We start from the raw sequence: 11,778 nt of genomic DNA, 5'->3' as shown, positions 1-11,778 counted from the left end.
AAGAATCACAAACTGGCCCGGGCTGTGAACGACGCAGGTTTCGGAATGTTGCGCCAGTTCATTGAATACAAGGCCGAATTACGGCAGCGCGAAGTGGTCATTGCTGACAGGTTCTTCCCGTCCAGCAAGACATGCAGTGGCTGTGGCCATAAAAATGATGCTGTGGTTCTTGGTGTCCAGTGGTGGGACTGCCCAAGCTGTAAAGCCCACCATAACCGAGACTTCAACGCCTCAGTTAATTTAGATAGATATGGTCGAGACACGTTACAGCTCGACCTTAAACCCTACACAAGAGTGGCGTAAGACATACTTCGGTATGCAGCCGTGTTGACGGTGTAGATAAACCCAGATAATCAGTGATTGTCGTAGGTTTTTAGTAGCGGTCAGAGTAAGTCGTTCATCTTCAGGAAATTTTCCAAAACCGCTTCCTGCATTCTAAGGTAGTGAAAGGCTGCTGCAGTGTCACCAGTCTCGGGGTTTGCCAACAAGGTTTCCATGGCGCTGTTTATTCGCTGACGGCAGTTAATGAGGAGTTTCGTGTCATTCTCTGAGAAGACTTTACTCGGCAAAGCCGCTCCAATTGCGTACTGGTAACAATGGTTCCTGAAGCTTCTCATTGTATCCTTGAACTGATCCAGAGCTTCTTTGCTTTCAAACCCCGGGGTATTCAACAATACCTGATTGATCTGTTTGTAATCTTCGGTCTGGCAGCGAACGACATGCAGGGTGAAGTCCGGGTCATCAAGTTCAGGCTTTTTCATAAAGTCTGAATCTATTCGTGTTCCTTTGCTATTTCTTAATATCAGCGTGGGAAGAGGGGGGAACTGGGTGTTTCTTTTTCTTTTATGCAACGCATTAAAGTGTTTTTGTGCCTCGTCAAGGGCTTCCGAAGGGGAATGTTGGGTACTCGGGTTAGGCTCATCATGATCTTGTTCAGGGTGGAACTGAGACTCATCAATATCTATCAATTGAGACTTTAGGGTTGTTTGACTTTGCCACAATTTCTGGTCAATTTCTGCATGAGTTTTTTGGTAATCGGACAGCAGTTGCTCAAATACCCAATGGTGTACCCGGGCTTTTTCGAGAGGGACAGCTGGATGATTTTGAAGATTTCCTGAAGGACGAACCTGGTACCGGGTCGCACTTTTCAAACCAGGATTTAGCTCTGCTGAAGAGTGAGTGATAGGATTCTGTTGTTTGTTCGGTAAATCCTTTATGCCGTGCTTGCCATACAGTTGGGCCACTTCTTTTTGCAACTGGTCATGAGTTAAGGGTGCGGTATGGCTGGGTTGAGGAATGACTCCCCCAATTTGATTGATAAAAGCCTCTAGCTCTGCTTCCAGTCTATTTCTTAATGCTGGCATGCTACTCAATTCCAGGTCTTCTACCAGCCCCGGGTGCCAGTGCCCCTGATCGTCCTGCCAGCCCATGAGCTTTCCCTGAAATTGATTGAGGTATTGCAGGCTGAGGGCAGAATCCGGATCCAGGTTGCGCCTCAGGCAATGAGCCTTGAAACCATCATGGCCGGGCAAAAAATGTTCTGCCAGTTGTTGTCTTTGTCCCAGAGCTTTGAATTGAGCAGCCTGCCCCAAATCCGAAAGCACAACCATGTATTCGGTTACCGCCAGTTTGATCAGCCCCGGAAGAGAGTCAGCTTTTGCCATTACACTCTTTACCTGGTCGAAAAAGACTTTTATCTCTTGATAACCCGGAGTAGCTCCGTTACCGGTCAGAAAGTCTCTGAGATGAGCAGCCTGGTTGTCAAAGTTACGGATCGAGACGTCCAGTCCGGTTTCTCTCTTAATGGTTTGAAGGCCTTTCCTCAATCTTCGGGTTTGTCCCCTCCTGGCCCGTTTTACTGAAATATCAGAGCCTTCGGGCAAAGCTGCGTTGCCTGGCATAAGAGCAGTCAGAATTTTTCTGGCGCGCGAAGGCGATTCCTGAGGCTTTTTGTTTTCTTCTTTGACTTCAACAAAAGGAAAGCGGGGGGGAAGTTCAATACTTGAAACTTTATGAGCAGACAATGATTGATCAGAGAGTTCTTTGGCCAGAAGGTAACCTTTGTTGGCAACAGAGCCTTGTTGGGTATCGAACCCGCTGAGGTTTCTCTCTGTCATCTGGCGAATTCCAGCATGGGTATCAAAACTACCGGGTGTACTCTCCTTCATCTGGCGAACGGGATGCCTGACCACCTCGGCTTTTTTTCCCCGAAATCGGGAAACCACACCATCCTTGACGGTGCGGGCAAGCCCGGACAATCCATGATAAAAGTTTGATAAAATATTCATCCTGCCTTCCCTGGCAATTTGAAATCCTCACGAACCTGTTTCAGATGCCGGTATAAAGCTCTACTTTCCGGTTGAGAGCGCGGCCTTCACGGGTTTCGTTATGAGCTCTGACGATGCCTCCAATCAGGGCTTCCACCTGCTCCTGATTGACTCCCTGGTCGATCAGATACTGTTTCACTGCTTCAGCCCGTCGTTTAGAGAGTTTCTCGTTATATGTATCGACACCAGAGCTATCGGTATAACCAAAAGCTTTCAGTTTGATGTGCTTGTCTTCTTTCAGCTTCATGGCGACTTTATCCAGATAGGTTTTGGCGTTGTCATCCAGTGTGGCTTTATCAAACTTGAAGAGAATGCTTCCCAGATCCTGAGAGATTGGGCAACCTTTGGTATCTACAGCTACACCAGCGGGAGTGTCAGGGCACTGATCCAGATTATCAGGGACGCCATCGTGATCCGAGTCAGGGCATCCCTCGGCATTGACTGCGACACCCGGAGGTGTATCAGGGCACTTGTCCATTTTGTCTGGAACACCATCGTTATCGCTATCCAGTGTGCAGCCATGCTCGTCAACGCGTACACCTACCGGAGAATCAGGGCAGCGGTCCTTGCTGTTCATAACACCATCAAAGTCTGAATCACCGTCAGAGGAATAACTGCACAGCAGGCCTCCTAATAAAGCACCGGCAACGGCTCCGCCAGCAGCGGCACCTGCACTTTCAATGGCGCCCATGATACCACCGGCACCCCCACCGATCAGGGCACATTGTCCCCAACGTTTCATGGAGCCATCAGAGGCACAGCCAGAAAGGAGTGTCGCAAGAATAACAGGTATAGATAGCCGGATGAGATAATTAGCTCGCATCGCAGACTCCTCGATAATCAGCCAATGAAGGAGAGAGTCTCAGTATAGGTCAGCGATCAGACAGCAAAGTGGCGATTGTAAAATTAAACGACCGATTAAATATAAATAATAGTAAAGTTTATTTTTTGTTCGGTTTGTTAACCAGGTCACTTGTCGGCCGTGCGTTTGTTTGAGATGTTTAAGTCTATAAAAATGAAACCGGTTTCATTGTTTTTTTTCGGCTTGGGGCATGCATTTTTAGAGCAGTAGTTAGAGGTGTCTGCAATTTATCGATCCTGAACGTATTTTCTGGCCCGGCTGGACAAACGATCAGGAGGGGTGGGTGATCATAATGATAAAAACGCTAATCGTGGGGAGTCTTTCAAGCATGGCTTTGCTGACCAGTCTGGCAGCACATGGCTATGATTGCAGCGGACTCAGTGAATGGGAAGCCAGTGTTGCCTATGTCGGTGGCAAGCAGATTCAGCATAAAGGGATAGGCTATCAGGCAAACTGGTGGACTCAGGGTAATAATCCTGCCGAACGTTCAGGGCAGTATCAGGAGTGGAAAAATCTGGGGCAGTGCGATGGTTTGGTGCCTCCTCCACAACCGAACCTGGCTCCTTCCGTCTCTTTGAACTCACCCTCTCAAAATGCGAGTTTCACAGAAGGAGACGCTGTCACTATAACAGCGACTGCCACAGACAGTGATGGATCGGTGACCAAGGTCGAGTTTTATCGCGACAGTGCACTGATTTCCACGGATACCAGTGCTCCTTATAGTGCCCATTGGACAGCCACTGCAGGCAGTCACACGCTTTTGGCAAAAGCGATTGATAATGACAATGCTGAAGCGTCTTCCTCAACGGTTTCCATTATCGTCAATGCAGTCAGTTCTAACCAGCCACCTGCGGTTTCACTCACAGCTCCCGGAGCAGGCAGTGAATATCATGAAGGGGATACTGTGACACTGACTGCAGATGCTTCAGACAGTGACGGCTCGGTTGTCAAAGTGGCTTTTTATGTGAGTAACCTGCTGGTGGGTGAAGATACTTCTGCACCGTTCAGTCTGGACTGGACTGCAACCACAGGCAGTCACCAGATAAAAGCCAAAGCTTATGATAATGAGAAGGCCGAAAAAGATTCTGCTTTGGTGACTATTAATGTAACCGGTTCCAGTTTAGGGGGAAGTGATTGCAGACCTGACGGGCTATACCAAACACCGGGTGTGAATACCCCTTATTGCACGGTGTATGATGAAAACGGTCGAGAAATAATGGGGGCTGATCACCCAAGAAGGATCATTGGTTACTTTACCTCCTGGAGGAATGGTGCCAATGGCCAGCCCTCATATCTGGTGAACAACATTCCCTGGGATAAGCTGACTCATATCAATTATGCCTTTGCCCATGTCGATGCAGAAAACAAGATCTCTATTGGTAACCCTTCCAACCCTGATAACCCCGCGACAGGTATGGAATGGCCCGGTGTGGCCGGGGCTGAAATGTCCACAGACTTCAGCTACAAAGGTCATTTAAATCTTCTGAACAAGTACAAGCAGCAGTACCCGGATGTTAAGACTCTGATCTCCGTTGGAGGCTGGGCCGAGACAGGTGGCTACTTTGATGAGAGTGGTCAACGAGTAGAGAGTGGTGGTTTTTACACCATGACCACCAATACGGATGGCAGCATTAATAACGCCGGTATCAATACTTTTGCAGACTCTGTCGTTCAGTTTCTGAGAGATTATGGTTTTGATGGTGCAGATATTGATTATGAATACCCGACATCCATGAACAATGCCGGTAACCCGCTGGACTTTGCCATTGCTGACAGCATGCGTGGCGGTCTGATGGCCTCTTATGTAGAACTGATGAAAGTGCTGAGGCAAAAGCTGGACGCTGCCGGAGCAGAGGATGGTAAACACTATATGCTGACCATTGCCTCTCCATCATCAGGCTATTTGTTGCGAGGTATGGAAACCTTTCAGGTGACCCAATATCTGGATTACGTCAACATCATGTCTTATGACCTGCATGGAGCCTGGAACGAGTTTGTCGGTCACAATGCTGCATTGTACGACAATAGAGATGATGGCGAACTGAAAAGTGCCGGAGTGTATTCGACCTCCCAGTATGGTGGTATTGGTTATCTGAATACGGACTGGGCTGTTAAATACTTTCGTGGGGCTATGCAGGCAGGACGAATCAACATTGGTGTGCCGTATTATACCCGAGGCTGGCAAGGCGTTTCTGGTGGCAACAAGGGTTTGAATGGTAAGGCACCACTGCCCAGTCAATCCGATTGTCCGGAAGGCACCGGTGGCAGTGCGAAATGCGGTTATGGTGCTACTGGCATTGATAATATGTGGCACGATAAGGATGGCAATGGAAATGAAATGGGAGCTGGGTCTAATCCTCTCTGGCATGCCAAAAACCTGGAGAATAATATTCAGGGCAGTTACCTGAAATCCTGGGGACTGAATCCTGATAATAATACGAATCACCGCTTGACTGGCAGTTATCAGCGATTCTACGACAGTGTTGCTGTCGCTCCCTGGCTCTGGAACGACAGCAAGAAAGTCTTCCTGTCCATCGAAGATGAAGAATCAATGGCTACCAAGCTTCAGTATGTTATTGATAGTGGTGTCGGTGGCATCATGTTCTGGGAGCTGGCCGGTGACTATGGTTGGGATTCAATTCAAAATGAATACACCTTTGGTACGACTCTGACTTCTCTGGCTTATGATCGATTTGCCAGTGCTTCTGTCTATGACAACCGTCGTACAGATAGAACAGTGCCTGCTGAAGCAGTGGATATAGAAGTCTCTGTAGGTGGTTTTAAACGGGGTGATCAGAACTACCCGCTGAATCCCAAACTGAAAATAACTAATCGCAGTGGCAGTACTGTACCGGGTGGCTCTGAGTTCCAGTTTGATATGCCAACCTCTACATCGGACGAAATTTCTGATCAGAGTGGCTTTGATCTGCAGGTGATAGAAAGCGGAGCCAATGCTGCCGGCAACAACGTAGGTGGTCTGGATAACGAATTCCATCGGGTGTCTGTGAAGTTACCCAGCTGGCAGAACCTGGCCGATGGCGCCAGTGTGGAAGTAACATTGAATTACTATCTGCCCATTACCGGGCCACAAGCCTGGACGGTCAATATCAATGGAACTGTCTATGCTCTGAAGCAAGAATATCCTGATTTACCGTTGGCTGATCTCAGCAGCAGTAGTGGGGGTAATGGTAACGGAGTCACTTGTGAGTCAGCGGGTGTGAGTACTGCAGGACTGTCTGTTTACCCTGACTGGCCAAAGGGTGGCACCCATGCCAATGGCGGCGATCAGGTGATTCATGATGATGCCGTCTATCAGGCAAAATGGTGGACGAGTTCTAAACCTGGCAGTGATGAGACCTGGACCTTTGTTTGTAATCTGTGATTAAGCGTGGATAAAAAAAGAGCGGACTTCTTTTCAGAAGCCGCTCTTTTTGTTTAGTGGACCGATATAATCGATTAAATGTTACTCAGAATGCGTAGCTGGCTCTGGCAATAAAGCCGTGTGCTTTGTAGCTGTCCATCCAGTCGTAGGTATAGCTCAGGGTAAAGGTCATGTTGTTGTGAGTTTCCATATCAACAGCAGCACCAAACTGATAGCGATTTTCTTCGCGGTTGGCACCGTTCACCAGAAAAGCATTACCCCCCTGAGCGAAGTGTGCAGTCATGGTGACCGGATCATCCTTGAAGTCGTGGTAAGCCATCAGACTGGCTTCGGGTTTGAAGTACATGTTTTCGGTTTTAATATCACCCAACAGTTTCAGGCCAACTCCCAGTTCCAGTATTTCGTAACTGTCGCTTGAAATCTTGTCAAACAGCAGGATGCCTGACTGACCGGTACCGCTCTGCTCCTTGTAGTCGTCTGGCTTGATGTTGGCATAGTTAAAGGCAATCTGAGGAATCCAGCTCCACTGTCCAGACTGACCCAGTGGCAGTTTATAACCCCCAAGCAGCCCTACATCCCAAGAGTTGACGTCATACTTGGCCTTGATCTCACTGCCCTGAACGTAGCGTTTACCATCGTTTTCACCTTGGGTATAACCTACACGACCATCCACAAACAGGGGACCCTGCTCAAAGGTAGAGTAGACACTCAAGGTGTTGCCTTCAGTATCCATCTTGCTGGTTGAACCGTCAGTGCCTTTTACATCACCCTTTGAGTAGGTATAGGCGACACCCAGTTTAAACCGGTCATTCAGGTCTGAATCGGCACCAATAGTGAACCCATTGGTTTTGGCTTCATAACCGTAGTAGTTGTCCTTTTTGTCCTGAGTGGCGTCACTGTTCGCATACTGCAACCAGATGTTTCCGGAAGAGAACATGTCGCCTGCAGAAATACCCGTGCGAAGTCCGGACTGTCTGGCGCCAATGGCATTACCTGCCTGATTGATAGACGCTTTGGCAGAACTGATGGACGCTCCTGACAGGTCAGGGGTCATTTGGTTGGCTATTTTGGCTACTTCAACTGAATCTTTGTTCACCTTGTTGGTTGCATCCCGCACCCAATCGTTCAATGGGTCCTTAACATTGGCCATCTCAATAGCTGATCCTCCTTTAGGGTCTGTGGCTATTTCAATAGCTTTTTGGGCTGAGGGATTGGCTTGTCCACTGGTAGCAAGCCCCTTTATGTAGCTACCCATAGAAGAGCCGCTGACCATCAGGCTGTTATTTGAAACAACACTGCTGTAATGGGTGTAGCGGAGACTCATTGGATCCTTCACTTCAGCTCTGCCAGATAGGCTTTTATCTGCCTTCATTGCCAGATAGCTGGTTCCACCACCATTATCATCAAGCGCTCCCATCAGCTCCAGGACTGCTTTTTCACCCAGAACGATTTGTCCGGCCTGAACTAAAGGAACGGCTGCCTGCTGAGTCGCGGAAGATGAAAGTACAGCCGCGAGAGTACCCTCCTGACGGTAAGTGACGGTATCAGAAATTGTCGCACCGTTGCTCAGAGTTAAGTGACCAGGTACTGACATTTCTTTCAAGCCACTGCCTTGGCCCGTCATGCTGCCCTGGGTGACGTTCAGGCTATCCTTGTCTCGATTTGCCTTTAGATTGGCGAGGCTGCCGTTTTTAAGGTTGACCTCAATCCCGCCTCGGTCTGAAGTATCAGAAAAGTCTATATCTTCTACTTTGCTTCCGCTCTGGATATCCACTTGGGTGACAGCCTTACTACTTGTTAGGGGTTGTCTGCCTTTCAGATCCAAAGTCAGTATGCCTGTTCTTGCCTCTTGGGTTATACCGTTGCTCATCACAGTGGTGATCTTGTTAACAGTGACACCAGAGTCTGCCGTCATGACTTTTGCCTGAGTGCTATCCGGTTTCATCTGAAAGATCTTCTGAACCTGTCTGGATAAATTATTGGCTTCTGCTGAAGTACCAATAGCCACTGTCGATGGATCGTGAACCGCACCCGCTGTCCAGGATGAGCCAGTAATCACCACTTCATCGACTCCGGTCATGTCTCCGATGGTACCTCCCTGTAGAATAACGCGGTCGTGCATGGTCTGGCTGGCTTCAACGTCATTGGTTAATCCACTTGCTTGAAGGAGCTGGAGTCGCTTACTACGCATACCCTCCCGGTTACCGGTTAACTCCAGGTCAGTTATTTCACCTCCAGCATTGGTGATCACAAAATCACAGACACCTCCAGTACAGTTAGCTGCAGGATTTGGAGCAGTACCGGGGGCAGCGTTGACAGGCAAAGTGACTCTGATGTCTGTAGTGTACTGAGCAGAAACAAGAGGAACTCTGCCATCTTCATATTCTTTCACACTGGCCTTACCGCCCTCGGTAATGACTAGACTGATCGGGTTCTCCATATCCAGGCTTCCAGTATCGTCAGTGGAAATACTGGCATTGAGGAAACCGCTAGCGTTACCTATGGAACCCTTCTTCAATTCCAGTACATCCATTTTATTAGGGTTGCCTTTAAGGGTAGAGGTGTCGCCACCGTCCTGAACAAAGCGCATGGAAGGTCGATTAACATCATCGGCAGAGAAGTCTGCCAAGTCTATTGAGCCTCCCTCACTATTGGTCAGCATAAATTCATCGTCTTCTCCATAGGTGCCGTTGAATTTCAGGTTGATTCTACGGTCTATAACATCTGTGGTTGGAGTACTAGAGGACCATATTTCATCCAGTTTACCAGTGACGACCATGGAGGCTGGATCATTTACCATACCTGCGACAGTCCAGTCAGTACCGGTTATCTGAATGTTTTTGGCTGTAGCAACATTATTCAGTCGAGCCCCTTCATTTATATACAACTGTTGGGTAGTGCCTGATCCCTGAATAGACAGAGGGGTGTTCCTCTGGGTGGTGATCATAGAGATATGGCTCAGAAGATCTTTAGGGGGCCTGACAGCAGTATTACCTACATGCAATCTATCCAGATTATTGACCACGTTCAGAGAGTCAGCGTCAGTGATCGCTGAGCCTTCCATACGAACAAAGCCTTTTACATGAACATTTTTTACGCTGCTGATGTCGCCCGGGAGACCGCCATCAAAGAGCTCCAGGTTGTTGACAAAGGCCTGGCTTTCTCCAGCTACGTTCAGAGGCTGTGATAATGTTTGGAACGTGAGGTTACCCGTAGGCAAGGTAACGGGCTGGGTAAGTCCTAAACCACCCAATATCAAGCTATTCAGGTTCCGGTTAAGCTTCAAAGTGCCAGCATCTGTAATCAATCCGGCTGTCCACTGGCTGCTATCCAAAGTAATCTGTCCACCCTGAAGCTTGATATCGCCAAAGCTTGCCTGATGACCAAAGATAATTTCGTTTAAAGAACCGCCAGCACGTGTTACGACTTTCAAGGGGGAATCAGAAGTTGTTGTAAGGCTCAGGGTATTATCACCACTGGTTGTAGCTGACCCATCGCCACTGACATAGAGTTTGCTAATCAAACCTCCCTTTTTGACCACAACCTTGCTGATGCCTTCATACATCCCTTCGGATGACCAGGTGTTCAGCCATTGATTGTTTTCATCACGTGTCCTGCCAGCCTTTATAACGCTGAAAGCCGTTGCTGGATTGGTGAGTGTACCTCCAGTTAATTTGAGTACATCGTGTTTGTCTTTATTACCGGTTAATGATTCTGTTGTCCCTCCAGCCAACTCGTAGGTCAGGCCAGGGCGACCTGAGTAGCCAAAGTTGGCTACTTTTACGTCAGTAGCACTCTTCATATGCAGACGTTCAGGTTGTTGGTCTGTATAGGCAAAAATGATGCTTTTAGATTTGGCTTCTGGAGAGGCCTCCGCCTTTTGTTTGGCTTTTTGTGGTGCTACCCCGATGACAGAAATTGAATCTACGGTGCCTGCATCACTATCCAGTTCAAAGTACTTCTGGTCGTACCAGATTTCAGTGTCCCAGCCTGGGCCGCTGAAGAAATAACCAGAGAACCCTTGATGATCCAATGGGATAGGCCCTTGAGTGACTTTCAATACATCGGTCATTTCAGGGTTGGCACGCAGAACGGCATTAGCATTTCCGCCTTGCTGAACATACATCAGGTTAGGGCGACCAGTAGTCTGGGAAAAGTCGAGTCGGTTGAGTGTTCCTCTGTTTTTTACTATGAAGAAGTCGTCGTCTTCATGGTCATCTTCTGTTCCGGTTCTAAAGTCTACCGTGATGTTACCAGTGACCGAAGCATGCTCGATGCTGGAGTATATAGTATCTACAGACCCTTGACTGCCAATGAAGATTTCTTGCAGATTCATAACGGGCTTCTGGATTGACCAGCTACCAAACTCTGAATAGACATTGAGATCAGTTATATCCTGAACCTGATCAAGTTTTGCGCCTTTAAGCAAATTCAGGTGAGTGGTATAACCCTGTGTGCCCTCTGCAGACAATGGTTTATTGACCGTTTTAAATGCCAGCGTGTTGGGCGATGCCGAGCTGAATGTCGCTTGTGTGCCTCCCACTTCGGCTTTTTCGATGGTGGTTTGGGCTACCAGTTTGCTTGCGTCAGTAATAACGCCAGACTGCCAGTCGTCACCAGAAACAGATACCGTTTCCAGGCTGCCGTTATTGGTAATACTGCGAATAGCCCCGCTCTGTCCCAAGGCCAGTTCCTTAACCGTAGCGTCTGGATGAATAGTCAGGTTGGGTTGATAACCATCGGTGACCAGAGTGAAGATTTTTTCACCGCTGTCCGGGTTGGTCTTACTGTTAGTGACCTTGAGTTTGGTGACATCACTGCTCTGAATATGAATGTCTTTGGCCATGACAGTACTGGCTGTCCAGGTGTCTCCCTGGGTATTAACGACAAAGGTTTCGACACCCTCAATAGAACCTGCCTGAGCTTTTTCCATTAATTCCAGTCTGGGAATGTTGTCGCTGCCGACAACAGTCAGTGGTTGATTCAGAGTTTGGAAAGTCAGAGTGTTAAGGCTGGTTATTGCTTCAAGGCCCTGTTTGCCTCCCATATAAACATGACTGCTGTGCTTGGGTGCAAACTCTGTAGCATCAGTGATCAGGCCTGCACTCCAGCCTGAACCTGTGGTGGTAACGCGTGTTAAAGTACCTTGGTTGTTTATTGAACCAACGGCTCCATCCTGCCCCAGTGCCAGTTCATTTAATTGAGCG

Annotated in this window: 5 protein-coding genes; 2 read left to right on the top strand and 3 right to left on the bottom strand. The window is 48.2% G+C overall.

Annotation, left to right across the window (positions count from 1 at the left end; genetic code table 11):
* Window positions 1-303: RNA-guided endonuclease InsQ/TnpB family protein (locus tag GZ78_RS27995; RefSeq protein ID WP_236631449.1), on the top strand; the 303-nt coding region annotated here is incomplete at its 5' end.
* A gap of 80 nt (window positions 304-383) precedes the next feature.
* Here GZ78_RS27995 and GZ78_RS00380 read toward each other — a convergent pair.
* Both GZ78_RS00380 and GZ78_RS00375 read right to left on the bottom strand, forming a co-directional pair.
* On the bottom strand, window positions 384-2,288 hold the full coding sequence (locus tag GZ78_RS00380) for a hypothetical protein (protein WP_034831852.1): 1,905 nt from the start codon (window positions 2,286-2,288) through the stop codon (window positions 384-386).
* 40 nt (window positions 2,289-2,328) lie between these two features.
* A complete protein-coding gene (locus tag GZ78_RS00375) occupies window positions 2,329-3,150 on the bottom strand; it encodes an OmpA family protein (protein ID WP_081869612.1) in 822 nt (273 codons plus the stop codon).
* 331 nt (window positions 3,151-3,481) lie between these two features.
* Between GZ78_RS00375 and GZ78_RS00370 the strand changes: the two genes are divergently transcribed.
* A complete protein-coding gene (locus tag GZ78_RS00370; protein ID WP_034831850.1) occupies window positions 3,482-6,571 on the top strand; it encodes a chitinase C-terminal domain-containing protein in 3,090 nt (1,029 codons plus the stop codon).
* An 85-nt stretch (window positions 6,572-6,656) separates the two neighbouring features.
* Here GZ78_RS00370 and GZ78_RS00365 read toward each other — a convergent pair.
* Window positions 6,657-11,778, bottom strand: a 5,122-nt coding sequence (locus GZ78_RS00365) for an autotransporter family protein (RefSeq protein WP_034831848.1), incomplete at its 5' end; no start/stop codon positions are given.

This window comes from Endozoicomonas numazuensis, from assembly GCF_000722635.1.
Lineage (GTDB): Bacteria > Pseudomonadota > Gammaproteobacteria > Pseudomonadales > Endozoicomonadaceae > Endozoicomonas_A > Endozoicomonas_A numazuensis.
Note: the sequence above shows the minus strand (reverse complement) of the source record. Positions and strands in the feature narration are given on the sequence as shown.